Annotated in this window: 23 protein-coding genes; 19 read left to right on the forward strand and 4 right to left on the reverse strand. The window is 32.6% G+C overall.

Annotated features, from left to right (window positions below; translation table 11 throughout):
* Positions 1–25: 25 nt before the first annotated feature.
* The 7 genes from B5488_RS15055 (at position 26) to B5488_RS18295 (ending at position 6,678) form a co-directional block, all read left to right on the forward strand.
* Entirely contained in the window at positions 26–886 is an 861-nt protein-coding gene (locus tag B5488_RS15055; RefSeq protein WP_079736012.1) for an FkbM family methyltransferase, read from the forward strand.
* A gap of 112 nt (positions 887–998) precedes the next feature.
* On the forward strand, positions 999–2,261 hold the full coding sequence (locus B5488_RS15060) for an ABC transporter ATP-binding protein (RefSeq protein ID WP_079736640.1): 1,263 nt from the start codon (positions 999–1,001) through the stop codon (positions 2,259–2,261).
* A complete protein-coding gene (locus tag B5488_RS15065; RefSeq protein WP_079736013.1) occupies positions 2,248–3,429 on the forward strand; it encodes a polysaccharide pyruvyl transferase family protein in 1,182 nt (393 codons plus the stop codon). Before B5488_RS15060 ends, B5488_RS15065 begins: the two co-directional genes overlap by 14 nt.
* 86 nt (positions 3,430–3,515) lie before the next feature.
* Complete coding sequence (locus B5488_RS15070; RefSeq protein WP_079736014.1) at positions 3,516–4,376, forward strand: glycosyltransferase family 2 protein; 861 nt, start codon at positions 3,516–3,518, stop codon at positions 4,374–4,376.
* Positions 4,377–5,321, forward strand: a complete 945-nt coding sequence (locus B5488_RS15075; RefSeq protein ID WP_079736015.1) for a glycosyltransferase family 2 protein — start codon at positions 4,377–4,379, stop codon at positions 5,319–5,321.
* 1 nt (position 5,322) lies between these two features.
* A complete protein-coding gene (locus B5488_RS15080; RefSeq protein WP_079736016.1) occupies positions 5,323–6,438 on the forward strand; it encodes a glycosyltransferase family 4 protein in 1,116 nt (371 codons plus the stop codon).
* Positions 6,439–6,498: 60 nt separating this feature from the next.
* A complete protein-coding gene (locus tag B5488_RS18295) occupies positions 6,499–6,678 on the forward strand; it encodes a glycosyltransferase family 2 protein (RefSeq protein ID WP_079736017.1) in 180 nt (59 codons plus the stop codon).
* On the opposite strand, the gene B5488_RS15090 is transcribed toward B5488_RS18295, so the two are convergent.
* Complete coding sequence (locus B5488_RS15090; RefSeq protein WP_079733415.1) at positions 6,675–7,670, reverse strand: IS1595 family transposase; 996 nt, start codon at positions 7,668–7,670, stop codon at positions 6,675–6,677. The two genes, B5488_RS18295 and B5488_RS15090, sit on opposite strands and share 4 nt — an antisense overlap.
* A gap of 35 nt (positions 7,671–7,705) precedes the next feature.
* Between B5488_RS15090 and B5488_RS15095 the strand changes: the two genes are divergently transcribed.
* From B5488_RS15095 to B5488_RS15105, 3 genes are read left to right on the forward strand one after another with little or no spacing between them, the layout of a single operon-like run.
* The gene (locus tag B5488_RS15095) at positions 7,706–8,542 is read left to right on the forward strand and encodes a glycosyltransferase family A protein (protein WP_262507362.1); all 837 of its coding nucleotides are present in this window, start codon (positions 7,706–7,708) and stop codon (positions 8,540–8,542) included.
* A complete protein-coding gene (locus tag B5488_RS15100) occupies positions 8,539–9,591 on the forward strand; it encodes a glycosyltransferase family protein (RefSeq protein ID WP_079736019.1) in 1,053 nt (350 codons plus the stop codon). The genes B5488_RS15095 and B5488_RS15100 overlap by 4 nt, the downstream gene beginning before the upstream one ends.
* Before the next feature lie 10 nt (positions 9,592–9,601).
* Positions 9,602–10,537: a glycosyltransferase family 2 protein gene (locus B5488_RS15105; RefSeq protein WP_079736020.1), complete on the forward strand. Its 936-nt coding sequence runs from the start codon at positions 9,602–9,604 to the stop codon at positions 10,535–10,537.
* On the opposite strand, the gene B5488_RS15110 is transcribed toward B5488_RS15105, so the two are convergent.
* Positions 10,538–11,479, reverse strand: a complete 942-nt coding sequence (locus B5488_RS15110) for a beta-1,6-N-acetylglucosaminyltransferase (RefSeq protein ID WP_079736021.1) — start codon at positions 11,477–11,479, stop codon at positions 10,538–10,540.
* 63 nt (positions 11,480–11,542) lie between these two features.
* On the opposite strand from B5488_RS15110, the gene B5488_RS15115 reads away from it, so the two are divergent.
* The 3 genes from B5488_RS15115 to B5488_RS15125 are packed head-to-tail and all read left to right on the forward strand — an operon-like array spanning position 11,543 to position 14,794.
* A complete protein-coding gene (locus tag B5488_RS15115; RefSeq protein ID WP_079736022.1) occupies positions 11,543–12,556 on the forward strand; it encodes a glycosyltransferase family 2 protein in 1,014 nt (337 codons plus the stop codon).
* On the forward strand, positions 12,553–13,776 hold the full coding sequence (locus B5488_RS15120; protein ID WP_079736023.1) for a glycosyltransferase: 1,224 nt from the start codon (positions 12,553–12,555) through the stop codon (positions 13,774–13,776). The genes B5488_RS15115 and B5488_RS15120 overlap by 4 nt, the downstream gene beginning before the upstream one ends.
* Positions 13,760–14,794: a glycosyltransferase family 2 protein gene (locus B5488_RS15125; protein ID WP_079736024.1), complete on the forward strand. Its 1,035-nt coding sequence runs from the start codon at positions 13,760–13,762 to the stop codon at positions 14,792–14,794. Before B5488_RS15120 ends, B5488_RS15125 begins: the two co-directional genes overlap by 17 nt.
* 21 nt (positions 14,795–14,815) lie before the next feature.
* Here B5488_RS15125 and B5488_RS15130 read toward each other — a convergent pair whose 3' ends face one another.
* Together B5488_RS15130 and B5488_RS15135 are read right to left on the reverse strand one after the other, a co-directional pair.
* Positions 14,816–15,490 (reverse strand): glycosyltransferase, encoded by a 675-nt coding sequence (locus tag B5488_RS15130; protein WP_170065289.1) that lies wholly within the window; start codon positions 15,488–15,490, stop codon positions 14,816–14,818.
* A 29-nt stretch (positions 15,491–15,519) separates the two neighbouring features.
* Positions 15,520–16,284: a class I SAM-dependent methyltransferase gene (locus B5488_RS15135; protein ID WP_079736026.1), complete on the reverse strand. Its 765-nt coding sequence runs from the start codon at positions 16,282–16,284 to the stop codon at positions 15,520–15,522.
* A 133-nt stretch (positions 16,285–16,417) separates the two neighbouring features.
* Between B5488_RS15135 and wsfD the strand changes: the two genes are divergently transcribed.
* From wsfD to B5488_RS15165, 6 genes are all read left to right on the forward strand, one after another.
* Positions 16,418–17,761 carry a glycan biosynthesis hexose transferase WsfD gene (gene wsfD, locus B5488_RS15140; protein WP_456114827.1) on the forward strand — a complete coding sequence of 448 codons (1,344 nt, stop codon included), beginning with the start codon at positions 16,418–16,420 and terminating at the stop codon, positions 17,759–17,761.
* Entirely contained in the window at positions 17,755–18,693 is a 939-nt protein-coding gene (locus B5488_RS15145) for a glycosyltransferase family 2 protein (protein WP_079736028.1), read from the forward strand. The genes wsfD and B5488_RS15145 overlap by 7 nt, the downstream gene beginning before the upstream one ends.
* Before the next feature lie 4 nt (positions 18,694–18,697).
* A complete protein-coding gene (wecB, locus tag B5488_RS15150) occupies positions 18,698–19,810 on the forward strand; it encodes a non-hydrolyzing UDP-N-acetylglucosamine 2-epimerase (protein ID WP_079736029.1) in 1,113 nt (370 codons plus the stop codon).
* 111 nt (positions 19,811–19,921) lie between these two features.
* Entirely contained in the window at positions 19,922–21,160 is a 1,239-nt protein-coding gene (locus B5488_RS15155) for a glycosyltransferase family protein (protein WP_079736641.1), read from the forward strand.
* A 3-nt stretch (positions 21,161–21,163) separates the two neighbouring features.
* A complete protein-coding gene (locus B5488_RS15160; protein WP_079736030.1) occupies positions 21,164–22,054 on the forward strand; it encodes a glycosyltransferase family 2 protein in 891 nt (296 codons plus the stop codon).
* Entirely contained in the window at positions 22,054–23,052 is a 999-nt protein-coding gene (locus B5488_RS15165) for an N-acetylneuraminate synthase family protein (RefSeq protein WP_079736031.1), read from the forward strand. The genes B5488_RS15160 and B5488_RS15165 overlap by 1 nt, the downstream gene beginning before the upstream one ends.
* The last annotated feature ends 172 nt before the right edge of the window (positions 23,053–23,224 follow it).

Below are 23,224 nucleotides of genomic sequence, written 5' to 3' on the forward strand. Positions count from 1 at the left end.
AGGATATAAACTTTAAAATTTTCTAATGCGCGGCTGGTTAATCAAAATTTTACAGGCTTTTAAGCTCTTGAGATTTTTTAATTTTAATGCTTATGCACCTGTTAATAAGAAGCTCTTTAAAATTCCTTTAATGGGAAACACAGGTATAGTTAACTTGCAGATTTCGGAACCCTGGATGACAGAAATTTTGGAGTTTATTGTGTCTTTTGAAAAAGGAAAATTTGTTGATGTTGGAGTTAATTTAGGTCAAACACTATTGAAACTGAAGAGTGTGAATTCTAAAACCGAATATATTGGATTTGAGCCAAATTCCCATTGTGTTAATTATGTTTCTAAGCTTATTAAAGAAAATAGGTTTGAAAACACGTGTATTATACCAGTTGGTATTTCGAATGAGGTATCTTTAGCTAAGCTTTATTTCACTACTAATTCCAGTACCGATAGTGCTGCATCTACGATCCAGGGATTTCGTAAAGAAAACGCTATAAAATTTTCAAATTATATAACACTACTAGATGTTACTACTATTGAAAATGCTGTAAATCTTTCAGGAGTATCAATTTTAAAGATTGATGTCGAAGGAGGAGAACTGGAAGTCTTAAAAAGTTTTCACAGCAGGATTCAACAAGATCAACCCCTCATTCTTATAGAAATACTTCCTGTTTACTCGCAAGAGAATTCTTTACGAAAAAAAAGACAGGATGAAATTGAGGTATTAATTAAAAATCTTAATTATACCATTTTCAAAATAATTAAACACAAAAAAGTACTTGAATTAGAGAAAATTGATTTTATTGGTATTCACTCAGATTTAAACCTCTGTGATTATATCTTGGTGCCAAAAAATAGACTTAAATTATTTTTGGAAAGATTTAATGATGTATAAAATTCTGGCTTTTATCTATATAAATTTTTTAAAATGCTTCAATTGATGTTTTGGTTTTTAGGCTGGGAAAATTAAATTAAAATGGATATACGGTGATGAACTTTAGATGAATATGAGCATAATACTAAAAGCGGAAAATATTTCTAAGCAATACCGTTTGGGTACAGTTGGCACTGGTAGTTTACAACATGACCTTAACAGGTGGTGGCATAACATAAGGAGCAAAGAGGATCCTTATTTAAAAGTAGGCGGCGTAAATGACAGAAGCGTTAAAGCGAATGAAGATTATGTATGGGCGTTGCGAGATATAAATTTTGAAGTAAAGTCAGGAGAAGTTCTCGGTATTATTGGAAAAAACGGTGCCGGTAAATCCACCTTGCTGAAAATTCTTTCAAGAGTAACAGCGCCCACAACCGGTAGTATAAAAACTAGAGGTAGAATTGCCTCCTTACTGGAAGTAGGAACGGGATTTCATGGAGAACTTACCGGTAGGGAAAACATTTTTATGAATGGTGCAGTATTAGGAATGAACCGGGCAGAAATTAAATCTAAACTAGATGAGATCATTGCTTTCTCGGGTTGTGAGAAATATATAGACACTCCTGTAAAACGTTACAGTAGTGGGATGACCGTAAGATTAGGGTTTGCAGTAGCTGCTCACCTGGAACCGGAGATTTTAGTGGTAGATGAGGTATTGGCCGTTGGTGATGCCGAGTTTCAAAAAAAAGCTATTGGTAAGATGCAAGATCTTTCTTTGGGAGAAGGCAGAACAGTCCTTTTCGTGAGTCACAATATGGTTTCAGTTCAAAACTTGTGTACTAATTGCTTGGTTTTAGAGAATGGTTTAATTTCATTCTCTGGTAATACAGAAGATAGTATTAGGCACTATTTAGCAGATAAAAAAATTGAATATAATTTTTCAAAAAATAAGAGAAATGTCTCTAGCGATAAGGCTAGAATTAAAAATATGTTTTTTAAGAATCAGAAAGGAGAATTTATTTCTGTGATTATGTCTGGACAAAAAGTTTTTCTTGAAATAGAAATTGAAATTAAGAGTATTCTTGCTAATTTAGTTGTAGGCGTAGGTATTTATGATCAGAACAATATCCCTCAGTTCCATTGTTCCACTGAAACAATTTCCAAAAATTATGATGTTAAGAATTTGAATAGGATTTTCACCGCAAGGTTAGAAATTAGTAAATGGCCATTGAGTAAAGGAGAATTCTTCATTAATTCATATTTAAGAGAATCTGATGAACTTCTTGAGCATATTGAAGAGTGTTTATGGTTAACTTCTAAAAAAGGAGATTTTTATAATACAGGAAAATTACCATCCTGGGATAAAGGTTTTTATTGTTCATATGACTGGAAATAAAAAAATAGTACATTTTTTATCTGCCTCGGATCGCATTAATTATGGAGATCTCCTATTTCCTATAATTTTCGAATTCTATTCAAAAAATAATAACATTAAATTTTATAATTATGGGATTGTCAAAAGTGATTTATCTCATTTTGGTGCAGCTCCTACCAAATCCTACAGAATGTTTCAAAAAAATGTTCGAAAATACGGAGGGAATATTATTGTTGGAGGTGGGGAAGTTCTTTTTGTAGATTGGGGAACTTTATATGCTTTTATAAATTTTAATTATTCTAAACTTCTCTATTGGTATAGATATAGCAAATTTGAAAAAAGATATAATTTAACCAGATTTCTTCTGTCAAATGGAAAAGTATTTATACCATTCGCACCAAATAAAAGTGAATTATCTACTAAGAAGGAAATAAAAATATTTTATAATGCCGTAGGGGGCACTTTTTTGAACTCAAGGTTGAAACAAACCTATAAATTTAAGGAAAGTCTTTTATCAGCTGATTATATCTCAGTAAGAGATAATCGGGTAAAGAAATCTCTTTCAGAGCATAATATTGATTCTATTGTTTCTCCAGATTCAGCAATATTTATTTCTAAAATTTTCTCCAAAGAGATTTTAAAAGATAAAATCTCATTTTCGCCAATAAAATTTAAGGATGATTATATCTTTCTTCAAATAGGTAAGCCTTATATACCCAAAGATATAGTCTTGTTTTCCAAAGATTTAATGAAAATATGCGCTGAATTAAATTGTAAAGTTATTTTATGTCCTATTGGTTTAGCACCAAGACATGAAGATGATGTTTTTCTCAGAAAACTTGCGAAAGAATCATACTTATTTGAATTTGTCATGCCTAATTCTCTATTTGATATTATGTTTTTAATTGCTAATTCTAAAATGTTTTTAGGAACAAGTTTACATGGCCTCATAACCGCTCAAAGTTTCGAGGTGCCTTTTATTCCTTTAGATAATAGAGTGAATAAGGTTGAAGAATACTGTAAAACCTGGACTTATAAAAATATAGATTCATGTTTGCCATATACTGATTTGTCAAAAGTTGTAAAAATTTATAAAAATTGGGATTTTCAATCAGCTCACGCAGAAGTTGTAAAACAAATAAATCTTGTAACATTGAATTTTCAACAAATATTTAAAAATTTAGTTTAGATCTATTATTTTTAAGATTCTTTGAAATAAAGTGACATTTTTATCGACTCCTTCAATTCTTTTAATTTTAGTAGCATAAGTATATAATGAAATTTTTAGTTTCCATCTGCATTCCAACATATAATGGTGTTCCATTTTTACAGGAAGCTTTAGATTCTATAAATCAACAAACATATAGAAATATAGAAGTCATTATTAGTGACGATGCTTCTAATGATCAGACTTTAGAAATAGTCCAAGATTTTAAAGCAAAAGCTATCTTTCCTGTTTATATATATCACCACAAACCAAAGGGAATTGGTGCTAACTGGAATAACTGTATAAAAAAAGCAAATGGGAAATATATTAAGTTTCTTTTTCAGGATGATGTTTTATTACCCAATTGTATTGAAGAGCAAATAAAAGTTTTCAAAAATTATAAAAATATTGGATTAGTTAGTTCAAAACGTGAATTTATAATTGAAAAAAATGTTTCAACTGAAATTCTGCAATGGGCCGACTTGTTTAAGGATTTACAAGTTAACCTTAAATTTCAGGATAATATTATCTCATTTTTAAAAAATGATTTTTTAAAGAGCGAAGAGTTTCAGCGATATCCTTATAACAAAATTGGTGAGCCAAGTGTGGTTTTATTCCCTAAGTCAATAGTAGAAAAAATAGGATACTTTAGAGAAGATATGGTTCAAATTTTAGATTATGAATTTTACTATCGTATTTTACGCTTTAAAAAAATAGCTATTATTAATAAACCTTTGGTGAAATTTCGACTTCATAAACAACAAACCACCAATTTAAACAGAAATAAATTAATTCATGATGATAAACTCTTCGATAAAGTTTTATACGATAAGTTCTTTTTCTATTTGAATAAAAAAGAAAAAAAGAGATTGTTAAAACTGTTTAGACCTCGTTTATATAAAATTCTGAAAAAGATCAATTTTTATTAAATGAATTATTCTCCTAAAGTCACTGTAATTTTACCTAATTTCAATCACTCTCAATTTTTAGAACAACGGTTGGAGACTATATTTAATCAAACGTTTCAGGATTTTGAGGTAATATTATTAGATGATGCTTCTTCAGATAATAGTCTTTCTATTTTAGAAAAATATAAAGAAAACTCGAAGGTTTCTCACTTCGTGATCAATGAGCGAAACTTAGGAAGTCCTTTTAAACAATGGCAAAAAGGAATATCACTGGCTAAAGGAGAGTATATTTGGATTGCTGAGAGTGATGATTATTGCGAATTAGAGTTTTTAGAAAAAATCTTTCAGTTAAAAAGTTCTTCCCGGAAAGATTTAGGCTTAATTTATTGTCAGTCTGTTGATGTAGATGAAAACGGAAACTCAATAAAAAGCCGGATAAATTATACATCCAATTTTGTTCTTAACATTTGGAAAAATGATTTTTCGTTATATGGCAGAAAATTTATAGAAACCTATTTAAAAACCAAAAATGTTATTCCAAATGCCAGCGCAGTTGTTTTTAAAAAATCTCTGGTAAAAGATTCATTTTTTTCAATTAGAATGCTCAATATGAAAATGTGTGGAGATTGGCTTTTTTGGTGTCAGATTTTGCCGAATACGAATGTTGGATTTTTAGCGCAAAATTTAAATTATTTCAGAAATCATACCACGGTCACAAGAAATCATAAAACTAGAGACCTGAAAAAACGAAGGTTAATTGAAGAAAGCTATATTCGTAAGAAGTTATGCAAAAAGGCTATTCTACAATCACAGGAAAAAAATAAACTATATCAATCCTGGTTTCAATTACATAGCTTTAGCGAGATCTTTTTTTTTGGTTTTTATAAAGTCGTGATAGAAAAGAGTGATTATATTAGCTTTTTAACGTCTTTTGTGAAATTTAAATTAAATAACTACCGCAATTAAAATGAACATTGCTATCATCTCTCCTTCTACGAACGCTTACTCTGAAACGTTTATTCGGGCTCACAAGGAAAGACTTAGAGGGAATATCTTCTTTTATTATGGAACTCCGGAAGAATTCTACCTGGAAAATCATGGTTCCATAAATTACAACCTAAAGAAAATTTTATATAAGGCTAAACGAAAGCTTTACAGTAATAATTATAAATGGTTTTACGAACGTTTATTCATTGACTCTTTTAAAAAAAATAAGATAGATGTTGTTCTTGCTGAATTTGGGGATGTGGCACATAAATTTATCAATCCCATAAGGGAACTTAAACTTCCTCTTATAGTTCATTTTCACGGAAGAGATGCAACTGTAAATAATATTATTGAAAAGAGTAACAATTATATGCAGGTTTTTAAAACTGCTAATTATGTTATAGCAGTTTCGAATAAGATGTATAATGATCTCCTGGCATTAGGCTGCCCTGAAGAAAAATTAGTTTATAATGTTTATGGACCTGATGAAGAATTCTTTTCAGTTAGGCCAGAATTTTCCAAATTCCAGTTTATCTCGATAGGCAGGTTTGTAGATAAAAAAGCGCCATATTACCTGATCCTATCTTTTTTAAAAGTCTTAGAACAATTTCCGGACACAAAATTATTAATGGCCGGAGAAGGGCCTCTGAAAGAAACTTGTGAGAATCTTGTACAATATTATAATTTGGAGAATTCAATTAAATTTTTAGGAATAATAACTCCTGAAAATTACCGGAAATATCTCTCTGAATCTATCGCTTTGGTCCAACATTCCATACAGGCTAAAAACGGGGATTGTGAAGGAACACCCTTAGCAATTTTAGAGGCAAATGCGGCCGGAATTCCTGTAATTTCGACTCTACATGGCGGTATTCCCGATGTGGTTATAGAAGCAGAAACGGGTTACCTTGTGGAGGAACACGATGTTATAGGAATGGCTCAGAAAATGATTGAAACCCTTAAGAATGTGCCAAAAGCCAAGGTCTTAGGTGATATGGGGAGAAAGAATATATCAAATAATTTCACCCTTGAAAGACATATAAGAGTTTTAGATGAACTAATTTCTAAAGTATATAACCTAGAAAGATCTGAGTGATTTTTCTGATTTAGTACCTTAAATATGTATTTTCGTTTTAAAGTTTAGAATCCAGAGTTTATGACCGGGAAAGATGAAAAACCTCTTGTTTCTATTATAATCCCAACTTATAACAGGGCTCATTTAATTAAGGAAACGCTTGATTCTGTTCTCGCACAAACATATAAGTGCTGGGAAGCGATTATAGTTGATGATGGTTCTACCGATGAGACCAGCCTGATTATAAATAGATATGGCTAAGTTCTAATTAGCATATTGAATAGTTGTTGTTTGTACTCGTACCATGCGCTATTTGAAGCAAAGGCAATGGCTGTAACTGTTGCCATTTTACTGGTTGAGTTCTTGATTTTTTCAAGTACCAAGAACCAATTCAAGTAATTCTGTAAGTATTTTGTAGCTACCCCATTGAAAGAATCCATGAACTTTCTCAATCTCATATCCATATTGTTTACATTCTGGACATGGTACACCTTATCTACGGTTCGCTGTCCCTTTGAGGTGTTGAACTTTTTATGGGCAATTGTGTTGGCTTTTGCAAAAGCACCATAACTTCTATGGCTGTCGCTGCAGAGTACGTCAGCTTTATCAAGTTTCCCTTTAAGTATTCTATTCAGATCCTCTTTACTGATACGACCTCTTGTGGCCACTTTAAAGTCTTTGTTTCCAGATCTATCACAAGTTGCCACTACAGCTACTTTTTCATCACTTATGCCTGCTTTGCTTGCTTTTTCTCCTCGCATTTTCGGTTTTCTACCTAAATGACGTCCTCCTTTTTCTGAGTAGGCAAAGAACAGGTCATCGCTTTCGACTATGCCCTGAAACTCTTCTACCGAAACACTGGAAAATGACGTGAGCAATTTATGTCTCCAATCAAAGGACGTTTGAATTGATATCTCCGTCTCTTCTGCACTTTTCCTGATACTGTAGCCCGACAACAAACAGTATAAATACCGATTTAACTTCTCTTTCTTTTTTATATTATACCAAAACTTACCTGTGGTCTCACTGAAATTCTTCTTACAGCCATTGCAAACATAGCGTTGAACGCCTTTGAGCTTGCCATTGGCACGAACACGCTTTTCTGAGCAATGAGGACAGGTAACTGCTTTTGCCTCGTTGCTGTCCTTTACTTCACTTTCTTGCAAAGACAATGATAGCAACGAAGCCACTATCTCTTGTTGAACAGTCGCTGGACTATTAACGAAAAAATCCCTGAAATCTGAAGGTATCATATCTATATAGTTTTACACAAATATAAGACATATTCATCTTAGAACAAAGCTATAGATATTTAAAAAAGGATAACCGGTTTAAATTTTTAAAAAGACCCGAGACATATATCAAAGGTGCACCGTCCTGTAGAAACTATGGGTTTGAAAATTCAAAGGGACAATTTATTAATTATCTAGATTCTGATGACCTGCTATCTTCTAAGAAAATTGAAAGCCAGGTTCAAGCGTTAAAAAGCTGTTCAGGGTTGATTGTGGCATGTTGCAGCTGGGGACTTTTTTCGATTAATCCTGAAAAGGAATTTGACGAAAAATTTTTACCCTATGAAGATAAGATATATACACCTTTTAATTTTTTTAAAAATTTAGGCGAGGCAAATACCTATATTCCACCTCACTGTTATTTAGTGCCAAGAGAAATTATTATAAGGTCTGGAGGTTGGATTGAAGATTTGCAAAATAACCAGGATGGGGAATTTTTCGTTCGAGTCCTGTTACGCTCAAAGGGAATACGTTTTGTAAAAAATACTAAAGTATACTATAGGAATTCTACGGGTGATAATGTTAGTGCTTACTCTAGTTCGGAAAAGGTTGATAGTGTTGTGAGGAGCTGGCATTTAATAGAATCTAATTTATTGGAAGAATTTAAAATGCAAAACTTTAAATATGTTGAGGCATCCAAAAATCGCCTATTTCAAAATATTCTTTGGGAGAATCCAGAATTAGTTAATAATCATCCAAAGTTTTTTCGAGACCAACTAAGGAGAAGACGGTTGGCAGAAATATACAAACCTTTTTTGAAGTTGCAAAGAATATTTAAAAGGGCTATTTCAAAGTTGATAGGTCTGCTGAAAAAAAAAATTTCTAGCTTATGAAGATATTCATCCCAGGCCAAAAAAATGCAAACCCTTTCTTTGAGGAAATAAGCATTCACTCTCAACACGAATTTATATATGGACATTATTCTAAATTTAATTCTAAAATTTTTGATGGTATTATTATTCAATGGCCTGAAAGTATTCTAGACTGGGTTGACCCTTCTGTGGAGAAATTAAATTTTCTAAAAAAAGTTTTAACAAGATGGAAAAGTCAGGTTAAATTAATATATATCGTCCATAATAAAAAAAGCCATTCTTCCAGCGATATAGAATATAAACATCTTTACGAAATTGTTGAGACAAAATGTGATATTATGATCCATTTTGGCCTATTTAGTCAGAAGTTATTTTCTACAAAATATCCATTAAAAGAACATTTTATTATCCCTCACCCATTATATAGACACTATGCAAAGAGGATGGATAAATTAGAAGCCAGGAGAAAATTGGGCATAAAAGAAGATTCCCTGGTTTTAATTGCCCCTGGAAAAATAAGAAATAAGAATGAAGGAAAGTTAGTTTTAAATGCATTTGATAAGCTAAAAAGAGCAAACAAAAAATTATTGGTTCCTTATATGTATCGCAGGGAAATCCCTTTAAAATTTCCTGGACGGCATCGATTAAAGTCATGGGTGGATGTCAAAAGGATGATTGAGAATTTGTTTAATCCACGTTTTAAAAAGAGCGAAATTATAGTGGATTACTTTCATAAAAATTTTGAAGATTTATCAATTTGGATGTCAGCAGCAGATGTTGTATTTATTTCACGGATAAATAATCTGAATTCTGGAATTTTATTTTTAGGAATAAGCTTTAATAAAATAATTGTTGGTCCCTCCACGGGGAATATTCGCGAAGTACTGGATTTTTTTGAATTTCCTAAATTTGATCCACTTTTATCACAAAGTGTATTTATTGCATTAGAACTTGGATGTAAACAATTTTTAGAATCAAAGAAAATAGATAAAAATAAATTAAGTTTATATGAGCCTGATAATGTCGCTGAGAAATGGGATGTTTTAATTTCCAAAGCTTTTGCTAAATAACACTTTCTAAATGTTAGTTTCCATAATAATACCTGTATATAATCGAGAAAATTTAATTAGGGAAACTTTAAATTCAGTTTTAACTCAAACTTTCGAAAACTGGGAATGTATAATTGTCGATGACGGTTCTACAGATGAAACTTTAAAAGTCATTAATTCTTTTAAAAGGAAAGATTCTAGGTTCAGAGATTTTGAACGACCTGTAGATTTAAACAAAGGAGCAAATGCCTGTCGCAATTTTGGTTTTAAAAAATCATCTGGAGAATATATAATCTGGTTTGATAGTGATGATCTTTTGACCCCATATCATATTGAAAAAAAAGTTGAAGCCCTTGAAGAAGAAAGGCTGGATTTCGTGGTGGCCAGAACCCAGAATTTTGAGAGGAATAAATTGCATGAGCCTTATGTGTATGATAAGAAAGATTACGGGATTAAAGCTTCAGATTTTATCTTGCTTAAGATTCACTGGTATACCTATGATGTGATGCTTAGAAGGGAAATAGCCAGGAAAATTAGTTGGAATGAAAAAATGAAATCCTGGCAGGACTATAATTATTTCTGTAAAATGTTGCTGGTTTCGGAAAATGGAAAATATTTAGATGAAATCTTAACTTATAGAAGGTTACATTCCAGGTCTATTCAAAAGCAGCTTACCAAGAATCCTCAGACTTTTAATCAAGAACTCCTTGAGAATCGTTTACTTACATATAAGGACATTTCAGCCGACATAGATACCTATACACAAAAAGAACTAATTTTCGGGATGATGAATATTTGCCTGGATCTATCTAAATTTAGAATAAGATCTAATTACTTCAAAGATGTTGGACAGATCGTAAAAGACAAGTTAGGAAGAACATCAAATTATAATTTTAATGCAGCTCTGGTTATGGGGTTTATTTTCAATAAAGGACATTATTTTTTGAATAAAGCTAAACGGCGGTAACTACTTTAATAATTTCTTATCTATTTCATCCAAAATCTCCCTGTCTTTATATATATCAAATTTTCTGGCAAACAGATGGTTTTTAGAAGCTATACTTAATTCTTTAAAATCGTTTAATTCAAACGTAACAGGAAGAGGGCCGGAAGTTTTTTCCCAATTGACGTAAGTCTTTGAAGATTCTATTTTTGTTTTGTAGCCATTAGCTTGAATAATGCTCTGGAAAAACATTTCATCAGGAAGCAAACTATATGTATGGTATTTTAAATAATCAGGATTAACATCCAGAAAATTCAATATATATCTTATAGATTCCTCTTTCATGGCCCACCATTGACTGCCACTGTAAGGCTTTAAATAATGAGGGAAACGTCTTCGTTTGAAAGTTCTTAAGATATCCCCATACTGGTTATTCTTTCGGAGAAAGTTGATTTTACCTGCTGTTTCAAGAGAATAAAATTCCTTTTCATATACAGATGGTAAAAATAAGAAGTGCCCTCGTTTGTCTGATTTATTAACCTTATATTTTTCAATTCTGGGTATTCCACCTTGATCTAAAGAAGAATGGGGCAGCGGATAGGAAGTAATATAATCTATTTCAGGATTCTGGCGAAAGATGTCTTTAATAGTTTCGTTTTTCTGCAAAGGATAATCCTGACCGCTCAATAAGACGTAATATCCCGGATTGTCTTTTCCTACTGCTATACGTAGAGCATTTATTGTACCTTTTACTATTCCTATATCTCCCCAGGTACCATTTTCTCTTGAGTCATCATTTAAGAAATAGGCATTTTCATATTTATTCAATAAGGACTGGAAGGGAAGAATCGAGACTTTTCGATCAACATGGATGTAGAATTTCACCCAAGGAGCATTTAATCTTTGATACATCCTTTCCAACTGCTCCGGATTTTTATGGGCTAATATAATATAGTGAATTGTCATAGATACAGCTAAAAGATTCTTATATATTTACAAAAATTAAAATTTTCTGTACTACAAATTTATATGATTCAACCCTTAATTTCCATAATATTACCGGTTTATAATGGTGAGAGATATTTGAATGTAGCCATAGAGAGTTGCCTCTCACAGTCATATACGAATTTGGAGCTTATAATTGTAAATGATGCTTCAAATGATTTAAGTTTAGAAATAAGTAAAAGCTACGCAAATCGTGATTCCCGCATAAGAATCATTGATAATAAAGAAAATAAAAAATTACCAATATGCCTGAATATTGGTCACAATGAAGCAAAGGGGGATTTCATTACCTGGACATCAGACGATAATATTTTCCATCCGGATGCACTGGCAATAATGTTTAAAAAGTTACAAAAAGAATCGGCCGATCTGGTTTATTGTGATTATTTGATAATTAATAAGGATTCGGAAGTAATAGGGCAGTCACGTTTAAAGCCACTAGAATTTCTCCTCTTTTATGGAGTAGTGGGTGCATGTTTTTTATATAAAAAGGAGGTCTATTTAAGAAATAGAGGTTATCGGGAAAACCTTTTTTTAGTTGAAGATTATGACTTTTGGTTAAGAGCTCTAAAGCATAGTGATTTTGTGAGAATAGACATTCCTGCTTTCTATTATTATCGTTATCATCCTTTGAGCTTAACGGAAAGGATGAAAAGCGATGAATTTCTCAGAGAGAAATTTCTGAAAAATTTGAGGTTACTTTATGAGAATTTATTTAGTGAATCCTCTTCTGAAGAGAAGGAAAAAATTATTAATTATTTTATTGACCGATTTATAACGGGAAATTCTAAAAATATTTATCCTATCAGAAACAAATCATTTTTTATTAAGCTGGAAAAACATGTGTTGCACTTAAACGGTATTTCTTTTTTTAAGCTTAAGAGAATTATTATTAATGATTGCGTAGATACTATTCTCAGAAATAATGAGCATCAAAATTTGAAGACATTATATAGTCTTCACAAAGTTGCGGGAAAAGAATTAATGAGATTGCCAATAGAAAGGTATCTTGCACTGGTAAAAAAGGTGATATTTTGAGAAAGATACTTTTTAAAATCCAGCAGTTTCCCCATTTATCAGAAACCTTTATCATTTCTCAAATAGTAATGGCAATAGAGGAAGGATACGAGATAAATATTCTTGTAAAGGACGTTTTGGATTTCGGAAAGAGTACTCATTCAATTTTATTGGAAAAATATGACATTGGCAAAAAGATTATTATTGAAAACTACGGTATCCCAAAAAATAAATTCATTCGATTATTTAAAGCCTTTGGAATATTTTGGAAGCACCGACGGAGTTGGTCCAAAATCCAACAGTACATCCGTTTAAAACCCAAATTTAGCCTTACCTGGATTTACGAATTTGCATTTTATAATCAATTTATGAATACCGATATTATTCATATTCAATATGGGACCAATTCGCATCCGGTAGATATTTTAAAAAAAGCGGGACTTTTAAAGGGGAAACTGATAGTTTCTTTTCATGGTCATGATGCTTTTTTCCCTATTAATGGATTTATTCAGAACAATGGATATTATGATCACCTCTTTTCAGGGGATAATTTGATAGTAGCCAATACTCCATACCTTGCAGAGAAAATTGAAGCACTGGGCTGTCCTGAGAAAAATTTATTGACCATTCCAGTTCCTGTAGACACTCAATATTTTACCCCTTCTGAATACCTTAAAAATGATGAATGGCTTCAGGTAATTACAGTAGGTAGGCTTGATCCTATTAAAGGACATGCGGTTGCGGTTGATTTAATAAATATTCTTCGAAAAAAAGGCTTAGGGATTAAATTTACCATTCTTGGAGACGGACAGGAATATCAGAATTTGAAGAATCAAATAGCCAAATTCAATCTTGAAAATGACGTTGAGATGATCGGAAGAAAAAGTCAAAATGATGTAAGGGGAATCCTCAGGAAGAGTGATGTTTATCTTTTTACGGGTGTACCTATACTCGATGGCAGAAGAGAAACTCAGGGCCTTGCTACTTTAGAAGCGCAAGCATGTGGATTACCAGTGTTAGCTTTTAATTCCGGAGGGGTGAAATTTACCGTTAGAGATGGTGAAACAGGATTTTTATGTCCGGAATATGATTTGGATTGCCTAGAGAAAAAACTACAAGTATTAATGAACCTCCACTTGAGACAACAAATGGGGCAGAATGCTAGAATTTTTGTTGAAAAGGAATTTTCTAAAAATGTGATCAAAAAAAAATGGAAAGAAATTTATGAAGCATCTACTTGAAGTTGATCCTAAGTTAGTTTCTATAATACTTCCTGTATATAATGGAGAAAAATTTCTGGATCAATCTATACAAAGTTGTCTTGAACAGACTTATGTAAATATTGAATTAATAATAGTTGATGACTGTTCAACTGATAATTCTTATAAAATCGCTAGAGAATTTCAAAAAAAAGATAAACGCGTTGTTCTAATCCAAAATACGGAAAATAAACAACTTCCTGCAAGTCTCAATATAGGTCATAAGGTTGCTAAAGGGAGTTATTTAACCTGGACTTCAGATGATAATTTTTATGAGCCAAACGCAATTGAAAGAATGGTGGTTGAAATAGAGAAAAGCGGAATTGACATAACATACAGTAATTTTAATATTATAGAAGAGAATGGTGGTTTTAAGAGAAAATTTGTATTTAACGAAGGTTCCACCATTTTATTAGGTAACACTGTGGGAGCTTGTTTTCTTTATAAAAAAGAAGTGTTTGATAGAAATAACGGGTACGATGAAGAGTTGCACACAGTAGAGGATTATGATTTCTGGCTACAAGCATCCATCCATAGTCATTTTAACCATATACCCGATTATTTATACAATTTCAGGATTCACAAAAATAGTTTATCCTATCACCTGAATCAAAAGCATTCCTCTTCAAAAGTCGATTTTAATTCAAGGTTAATAAAATCCTATTCTAAATTCTTTAGAAAATTAGAATTTTCGAAGGAAAGAGGGTATTCACAATTATTCTCAAAATTACACCAACACAGAAGAATTGATGTTTTTTCTTTTTTTAAAAACTATTCATCTTTTGAAAAGGATATGAAAAGGATTTATAGGACTGCTATAAATATAAACTCAGAATCCAATGTCACCGATATTGACTTAAGATTAAGAGGAAATATTGAAACTTATAAAAAAAATCAAAATATCAGAACATTAATAGAAATATTAAAAAATCGTCCGGTAGTTTTGATGGGTTATAGTCGCTCTCGAGGATTTCGAATTATTTTAAAATGTTTATTTTAGATTTACTAAAAGAAATATTTTCTATGAACTAGCTTTTTTTATTTTATATAAATCAAATGGAGCTAAAATAAAATCTATAACTTTCATCTTAGAATTCTTTTTTTCTTTCCATATTCTAAGAGGCACTTCAAGAATATCTTTTTCAAAATCGCTAGGGCTGTACTTTTTTAATCTATATATTAATTCCAGGTCAAACAACCATTTGGTAACAAATTCTTCTTTGAAGAGTATTTTTGCCATATCACACGAAAATATTTTGGCTCCGCATTGGGAATCATAGACTTTTATTCCCAAATGAATACTTGCGACTGTAGCAAAAACACGACCTAGGTAGTGCCTTAAAGAATTTCTTGTGATTTCAGCTCCTAAACGCTTTACTCTTGATCCAATAATTATTTTGTAGTCTTTTTGAAAATATCCTTTCAAATAAGAAATCTCTTCCAGTGGTGTAGCAAGATCGGCATCAAAATAACCAATATAATCAAATTTACCTGTAGCTTCAGCATCTAAAAATCCTTGTCGTACCGCCTCACCTTTTCCCCGATTTCGGGATAAATTCACAATTGTCACTTTATCAGGAAATGCATCCTGGATAGCAACAATTAAATCGTATGTCCTATCTTCACTACCATCATTCACGAAACAGAAATGATATTCATTCTGAGATAGAAATTGAAGAAATTTTTTTGAATCCAATCTCTCATCCTCATTATAGCAGGGGATTATTATGCACGTATTTTGCAAAGCAGGTAATTTGAAAGTCCAGGAGTATTTATGCCGATTTTTTTTAGAATTTGTCCTATTTTAAAATCGAAAAGGAGCATTTTCTTGATGCTCTGTGTGGTTAAATTATTCTTATTCCATTGCGTAAGGCGGGTGCCTCTAATTTTATTTTTTTTACCTGCATTTTCTTTTATCACTTCTATAAAACGCGGTAGAAGCAGACTCGTGAAAAAGTAGCCCTTGGTTAAAGTTTTAAAGCCTGCTTTCTTTGTCACGTTTTCAATTGTTGAGTTGGTGTATCTTCTATAATGCCCCAAAAAATGGTCGTGATAACAAAATAATTTTTGATATGCAGGGACAGTAATGAGAATAATTGTTTTCTCAGTAATGAAAGAATTGTTTTTTAGGTTTTCAAGGAAAGTGACGTCATTTTCAATATGCTCAACTACGTCCATCAAAAAAACAATATCAAAGAACAGATCTTCATTTGGTAAGTTGCTTAGTGAATTAAATAGTTTGATATGACTTACTACTCCTTCAGATTTAATGTATTCTTCATCAAAAGCGGTGTCTACAGCATAAAAATCTGTATCAGTTTTGTCTTCTGAGAACTTATTAAGGAAGAAAAGGTCCCCACAACCAAGATCAAGAATTTTCTTTCCTGAATAATTTTTTATGTGGGTATTGATTAAAGATTTTACAACTTCATACCTTGCTAACTCCCAGGGGTGTCTTCGGCCAGATTTTGATTTTTCAAGTAGGTCCATAAGTTTTGATGTCTTCAAAGAAATAAAATAAAAATGATTCTACTGAAAGTTTTTTAAAAAATGCATCTTTGAACTTTAAAAGTATTTAATTATCAAAACCAACTTTCAATTCAAACTGGAATTACTAATCACCATATTTTTTGGTTTGATAGTAGGATATTATTTATTTACGCCACCACAGATTGGCTTAGCCGATAGTGCTGATTTCGGAAGAATTCTTCCGCGCATAGGATTGTCACATACTACAGAAATTTCCCAGGATAAATTCTTTAATTTTTTTAACCCTTATTATGACGTAATAGGATCTCCTAAAGTTCCCGTAAATATTGGACAGGTAATTCCTTTAATTTCTGTAGGTGTAAATAATATGTTTTATACAGGCACCTATAGTATCTATTTTTTATCTGCATTATATTTCTCACTTTATCTTATAGCCTTTTATTTATTTCTTAGGAATTCTTTCCAATACATATCCGGTCATACATTGAAAATCATTTTTGGGATTTTGTCTATAGTGATTTTATCAGATATAATGTTTGTTTCTTATTTTAATAGCTTTTATCAAGAGGCGTTATTTCTAATAGCAGCGATTTATGTAGTTGCTTTTTCCGTAGCCCGGTCAATCAATTATAATCTATTGTTGATTGCTTTAGTAGTACTATCCCTTTCTAAATCTCAAAATATAATTTTTTTAATATTTCCGTTTTGTCTGGTAATTTCAAGATATAGACAACTAAATAAATTTAATTTGATTGGGATTAGTTTTCTACTTATATTTTTCATGTTTTTTACTTTTAAGGAGCAGGCGCAAACCAACTACGCTAACTTGTATGAGGCTGTTTTTTTAGGTTTAATGCATGAGGCGAATTCAAAAGAACAAAAGGAAATTTTAGCTGATTTACATCTTGATAAGAAGGGATATCTCGTGAATGTTAAAAGAGGATACTGGCGCCCCAATAACGAACTTATCGATAATAAAGAGCTTTTTGAAGAATTTTATTCAGAAGTGGGACAAATCGACATTATTAAGACATATTTATTAAATCCAAAAATATTTTTTAAAACAGCTTTTTCAGGAGTTCGGCTTCTATTCAATAATCCTGCACAACCAGAGCATCTGGGAAATTATAGTAAAGAAGAGTCCTTTGAAGGAGAGAAGACAGTAGTCCAGACTCCTTGGGGATATGTTGTAAACTACCTGGCGCTCCCGATATATTTTGGAGCGTTGCTTCTGAGTCTTATTGATTTCAGGCAAAAAAGAATTATAAAGCCAGACATTCTGATATTTACTTTGATTTTATTCATTCCGGTAGTCTACCTAGCCATTTTAATAGCCGGGGGAATTAATGATTTTGTAAAGCATAATTTGTCAGTTTATTATATGATTTCTTTCTTATTTCTTCTTTGTAATCTCAAATTATTTGAAATAGGGAGAAAAAAGAACAGGATTGAAATCAACAGAAATATTAGATGTTGAAAGAAAGCGAACCAACAGTCACAATTATACTGGCCACCTATAACAGAGTGAAGGTTATAGGAAAGATGCTGGATTCTATAAAAGACCAAACTTTTAAAAATTGGGAATGCCTTATTATTGATGATGGAAGCTCAGATAATACTGAACAAATAGTATCTTCTCATATTAAAAATGATGAGAGGTTTATTTATCTAAATAGGCCAGAGGCTTATAGAAGAGGCCTGCCAGGTTCAAGAAATTATGGCTTAGATAAAGCAAAAGGGGATTATCTTATTTTTTTTGATGATGATGATATTGCTCACCCCCGAAATTTGGAGATTTGTTTGAATGGATTACTTAATTCTGACAATGACTTTTTTCATTACTGTAAAAAATCTTTTACCACAACTTTTCCTAAATATCGTGAAATAGCTGGGCCTATAGATCATTATGAAATAGGTTCAAATCAATTTGAGAAAGTTGTAACGAACAAAATTGCGCTTGCATCCTGCACTGTGATGTGGAGTAAGAAATGTTTTGTCAATATTAGATTTAATGAGTCACTAAATTACGCCGAGGAGTGGGAATGTTATACAAGAATATTATTAGCAGGTTATAAGGGAGTTGGAATTGATGAAATCCTTTATTTCAATAGAAAGCATCAAGCTTCTAATACCGGGGAATTTTGGAAAGGAGATAAAAAAAGGAGGGCCTCAAATGAAAAGGCGATAGAACTGGTTATTGAAGATTTGCAGAATAAAGATTTGCTATCAAAATATCTTATTCGTCATTTTGTTCAAATGAGTGTGTTTTTAAAAAATAAAACTATTTTAGAGCATGTGTTGGCTAAATCGAATATGGCTATTATAGAAAAACTTAAGTACAGGTTCTTCTATAAATGTTACCCGGTTTTGGTTTTAGGCCATAGAACTAAGAAGCTACTAAAAAAGTAAAAACTTGAAATACCTTATCTGTTTCGGTACCCGGCCTGAAGTCATTAAAATGGCTCCAATAATTCTTGAGATGGAACGTCGTAGATTGCAGCCTGTACTTTGCACTACGGGGCAGCACCGTGAAATGCTGGATCAAATGCTGAAAGTTTTTAACCTAAAACCACATTACGATCTTGCTTTAATGAAAGCTGGCCAGTCTTTGAATAGCTTAAGTGCTGAAATTTTTAAAGGAATTGATAGCATATTTGGTCAGGAAGAACCTGATGTGGTTTTAGTTCAGGGAGATACTACCACTGCAAATATTATTGCACAGGCCGCATTTCATCGAAAGATAGCCGTAGGACATATAGAAGCCGGTTTGAGGACCTATCAGCGATATTCACCATTTCCTGAAGAGATCAACAGGCAGCTTATAAGTAGAATCGCTACCTGGCATTTTACTCCCACAGAAAAAGCTACTGGAAATTTGCTTTCAGAGGGAATAAAGAAAGAAGCTATTGTTCTAACCGGGAATACGGTTATAGACTCTTTGAAAATGATAGAAAGTGAACTGGATGCAGAAACTATTGCAAATAACCTGGGATTAAAATTAACCGACTTTGAAAAAATGATTTTGGTAACGGGGCATCGCCGAGAGAATTTTGGAAAAGGAATAGTGGAACTATGTACTTCTCTTTTAGAACTATCGAAAAATAAAGAACTTCTTATAGTGTTTCCGGTTCATTTAAATCCGGGAACCAAAATGATCGTAGAAGAAAGACTGAAGGAACAATCCAATATTAGATTATTACCACCTGTAAATTATCCTGAAATGGTATGGCTCATCAGCAATTGCGATCTTATCATATCCGATTCTGGAGGAATCCAGGAAGAAGCTCCTACTTTTAACAAACCAGTTTTGGTAACCCGGGACTATACCGAACGAGAGGAAGCAGTTGAAGCCGGTTTTTCAATTCTAACAGGATCAAATTCTCAAAATATCCTGAGCCATGCGTTCAGAATTTTAAAAGATCCACCAAATTTTCAGGATTTGAAGAATCCTTTTGGGGATGGCAATGCAGCTAAAAAGATTGTAAATTTTCTAGAAAAACAAAAGATTTCTAAAAATCTTTCCTAAGATTAATGGACCGAGCTCATTCTTACATCGTTATCTATTAAAATAAACTTTCTTTCACATTGAGCTTGTCGAAATACTAAAATTCATAGTTTTACTGAAAACTCCTTGGCAGTGCTCCAGAAGAAAATCCTGATTGTTGTTGAATCGATAGACGTAGATGATAGTAGCGGCTCAAAGGCTAATGTGGCGTTGATCCATAATCTTCAGCAATCCGGTTTCAAGCTTTTAGTATTACACTATACTCGTAAGGAGATCCAGTTAGCATCCATAAAATGTATCGCCATAAAGGAAGAAAAATTTAGCGCTAATTACTTCTTAAGTAGAATACAGCGTAAAATCCAGCACTGGTTTGGAGTTAACCTGGCAAAATATTTAGAGCCCAAATTTGGTTTCAGTTTTACCTTCTTTAACGATGTACAAAGTATTAAGAATGCTCTCGAAGAATATAAGGTTTTTAATCCAGACCTTGTTTTAACTTTAAGTAAAGGAGCTAGTTTTAGGCCTCATTATGCGATGCTCAATTATCCAAATTTTCATGATAAATGGATGGCTTATATTCATGATCCTTATCCTTTTCATTATTATCCGGAACCTTATAACTGGAGTGAGCCTGGATATACTAAAAAGATTGAATTTTTTAATGAACTCGCGGAAAAATGCAAATGGGCTGCTTTTCCCAGTGAGCTCTTAAAAGAATGGATGACAGGAAAGTTTTCCAAATTTCAGGGAAAAGAAATAATTCTTCCGCACCAGCTTTTTGAAAACCAAATTTCAAAGGAATTGCCCGATTTTTTTGAAACTGAAAAATTTACGGTAATGCATGCCGGAAACCTTATGAAACAAAGGCCTCCTTTTCATCTTATCAGGGCGTTTCAGAAATTTTTAGAAAATATACCGGAAGCTAAAAAAAATGCTCATTTATTATTGATTGGCAATTCCAGTTATCATAAAAAAGAACTGGGAAAAGTAAAGAAGTCTACAGTTATTGTAAGAAATTATTTAGAATATGAAAAAACTCAAAGGCTGCAAAAAAAGGTTTCCGTAAATGTGATCCTGGAATCCAAAGCAGCAGTGAGTCCCTTTCTTCCCGGTAAATTTCCTCACTGTATCGCTGCGGAAAAACCTATATTGCTGTTGGGGCCTAAGAAAAGTGAATCCCGGAGATTACTGGGCGAAGAATATCCGTATTGGTCTGAAATTGATAATGAAAAAAAAATAACACAACTTCTGGAAGACTTATATAAAAGCTGGCTTGAAAATGAAAAGAATTTACAAATGAAGCGAGAGGATCTTAAGAACTATCTTTCGGCAGATTATTTAAAGGCTGAAATTGAAAAGATCCTAAATTAGGCAATGGAAGCATCTATTCTCATAGTTTCAAAAAATCGAAAAGAAGAACTCTCTAAAACGCTGAGAATTCTGGAAAATTATATTGATTATAATAAACATGAGATAAGGGTCTTTTTGGATGGTTGTACCGATAATTCTAAACTTTTACAAGACGATTTTGAATATATACACTGGTTTTCTTCTAAAGAAAGTATTGGTGCTTCCAAAGCAAGAAATATTCTTTATAGAACTGCTAGAGGTAAATTACTGTTCGGTTTTGATGATGATGCTCATCCGCTCCAAGCTGATTTTATCCAGATATCTGAAGAGTTGTTCCGTAGCAATCCATCAACCGGAATTTTAGCCTTTAAAGAGATTAAAGGAGTGTTCGAGAGAGACGAACATATTCCGCAGAAACAACTAATTTCCAGACCCGACCTTCTGGTGAATGATTTTATAGGATGTGGTTTTGTAGTAAGAAAAAATGTATACGAAGAAACAGAAGGCTTTCCGGCCTGGATAGATATTTACGGAGAAGAGGTTTGCCTGGCTTTAGAAGTTCTAAATAGAGGATGCAATATTATTTTCACCCATAAAATACAAGTGAATCACCGAGTGGATTTGGGAAAGCGAAAATTAATTGGAGCTAATTATTTCAGGTTTGGAAAACAGCTTAAAAACACCGCTTATTTTTATATGGTCTATTATCCTTTTCCATTGCTATTAAAAAAGATCGCCCGACTTTATTTTCTTAATTTTAAAAAATATGCATTGAAAGATAAAAGGTATTTTAAGGAGTTCTGGAAAGCGTTTTTTATCAATATATTTAATTTTGGTAAAGTATGGGTAGAAAGAAAACCGGTAAAACCGGAAACACTAGTTACTTTCAATAAACTCTCAAAACCGCAGTATTAATGGCATTTATAATTGCAGAAATTGGTCAGGCGCATGAAGGCAGTCTGGGTATAGCATTAAGTTATATCAGGGTACTCGCTGAAGCGGGGGTAGATGCCGTCAAATTTCAGGTTCATATAGCCGAAGCAGAAAGCAGCGAATTTGAACCGTTTAGGGTTGAATTTTCTCAGCAGGATAAAACAAGATTCGATTACTGGAAACGAATGGAGTTTACTGAGAAAGAATGGAGAATATTAAAAAATGAATGTGATAAAAATAAGGTGGAATTTCTAGCCTCACCCTTTAGTAATACTGCGGTTGATCTTTTAGAGCGATTAGGGGTAACCCAATATAAAATAGGTTCTGGAGAAGTAAACAATTTTTTATTGCTTCAAAAAATTGCCGAAACTGGAAAACCAGTAATTCTATCTTCCGGAATGAGTTCATTTAACGAACTGGATGATACTGTAAAGTTCTTAAAAGAAAAAAAAGTCGCTTATTCTATTTTACAATGCACTACTGCATATCCAACAAAACCTGAGGAATTCGGGTTGAATGTTATAGCGGAATTGAAGAATAGGTATAATGTAACTATAGGCTTTTCAGATCATTCTGCCAAAGTAGAAACCTGTATCGCAGCTTTTGCTTTGGGAGCTTCAATTTTAGAATTTCATGCTGTTTTCTCCAGAAAGAGTTTTGGTCCCGATGCGACTTCTTCTCTGGAAATAGAGGAAATTAAAGCTTTAGTAAATGCTATTAAAAATATCGAATTAGCCAGGAGTAACCCGGTTGATAAAAGTGAAAATTCAAAATTCGCCTCCTTAAAAGATATTTTTGAAAAGTCTCTGGCGGTGAATAGAGATCTAAAAGAAGGCCATGTTATTCAGTTTGAAGATCTGGAAGCAAAAAAGCCTAAAGGCTTTGGAATACCTGCTTCCGGATTTGAGAAGGTGATTGGAAAGAAGATTAAACAGGACTTAAAGCAGTGGAATTTTTTACAGGAGGAGGATTTAAAATAAAATATTTGTTATGAGAATCATCATTGCGACTCTGCCGCTGATGGACGTGGCAATCTGCTGTAAGTTGTCTCCTAACACGATCTGACTAAACTGCAACGGATTGCTTCGCTTCGCTCGCAATGACGTCTTCGCATGGATGGTTTCTGGGATACATCACTTCCAATGAAGTTCC

Source organism: Salegentibacter salegens, from assembly GCF_900142975.1.
Lineage (GTDB): Bacteria > Bacteroidota > Bacteroidia > Flavobacteriales > Flavobacteriaceae > Salegentibacter > Salegentibacter salegens.

Excerpts from the sequence above, each read along its gene's own strand:
- B5488_RS18295 (WP_079736017.1), top strand. The coding sequence starts at position 6,499 with ATGACCGGGAAAGATGAAAAACCTCTTGTTTCTATTATAATCCCAACT.
- B5488_RS15090 (WP_079733415.1), bottom strand. The coding sequence starts at position 7,670 with ATGATACCTTCAGATTTCAGGGATTTTTTCGTTAATAGTCCAGCGACT.
- B5488_RS15145 (WP_079736028.1), top strand. The coding sequence starts at position 17,755 with ATGTTGAAAGAAAGCGAACCAACAGTCACAATTATACTGGCCACCTAT.
- B5488_RS15105 (WP_079736020.1), top strand. The coding sequence starts at position 9,602 with ATGTTAGTTTCCATAATAATACCTGTATATAATCGAGAAAATTTAATT.
- B5488_RS15160 (WP_079736030.1), top strand. The coding sequence starts at position 21,164 with ATGGAAGCATCTATTCTCATAGTTTCAAAAAATCGAAAAGAAGAACTC.
- B5488_RS15065 (WP_079736013.1), top strand. The coding sequence starts at position 2,248 with ATGACTGGAAATAAAAAAATAGTACATTTTTTATCTGCCTCGGATCGC.
- B5488_RS15075 (WP_079736015.1), top strand. The coding sequence starts at position 4,377 with ATGAATTATTCTCCTAAAGTCACTGTAATTTTACCTAATTTCAATCAC.
- B5488_RS15055 (WP_079736012.1), top strand. The coding sequence starts at position 26 with ATGCGCGGCTGGTTAATCAAAATTTTACAGGCTTTTAAGCTCTTGAGA.
- B5488_RS15110 (WP_079736021.1), bottom strand. The coding sequence starts at position 11,479 with ATGACAATTCACTATATTATATTAGCCCATAAAAATCCGGAGCAGTTG.
- B5488_RS15135 (WP_079736026.1), bottom strand. The coding sequence starts at position 16,284 with ATGGACCTACTTGAAAAATCAAAATCTGGCCGAAGACACCCCTGGGAG.
- B5488_RS15125 (WP_079736024.1), top strand. The coding sequence starts at position 13,760 with ATGAAGCATCTACTTGAAGTTGATCCTAAGTTAGTTTCTATAATACTT.
- B5488_RS15165 (WP_079736031.1), top strand. The coding sequence starts at position 22,054 with ATGGCATTTATAATTGCAGAAATTGGTCAGGCGCATGAAGGCAGTCTG.
- B5488_RS15100 (WP_079736019.1), top strand. The coding sequence starts at position 8,539 with ATGAAGATATTCATCCCAGGCCAAAAAAATGCAAACCCTTTCTTTGAG.
- B5488_RS15080 (WP_079736016.1), top strand. The coding sequence starts at position 5,323 with ATGAACATTGCTATCATCTCTCCTTCTACGAACGCTTACTCTGAAACG.
- B5488_RS15060 (WP_079736640.1), top strand. The coding sequence starts at position 999 with ATGAGCATAATACTAAAAGCGGAAAATATTTCTAAGCAATACCGTTTG.
- B5488_RS15115 (WP_079736022.1), top strand. The coding sequence starts at position 11,543 with ATGATTCAACCCTTAATTTCCATAATATTACCGGTTTATAATGGTGAG.
- B5488_RS15070 (WP_079736014.1), top strand. The coding sequence starts at position 3,516 with ATGAAATTTTTAGTTTCCATCTGCATTCCAACATATAATGGTGTTCCA.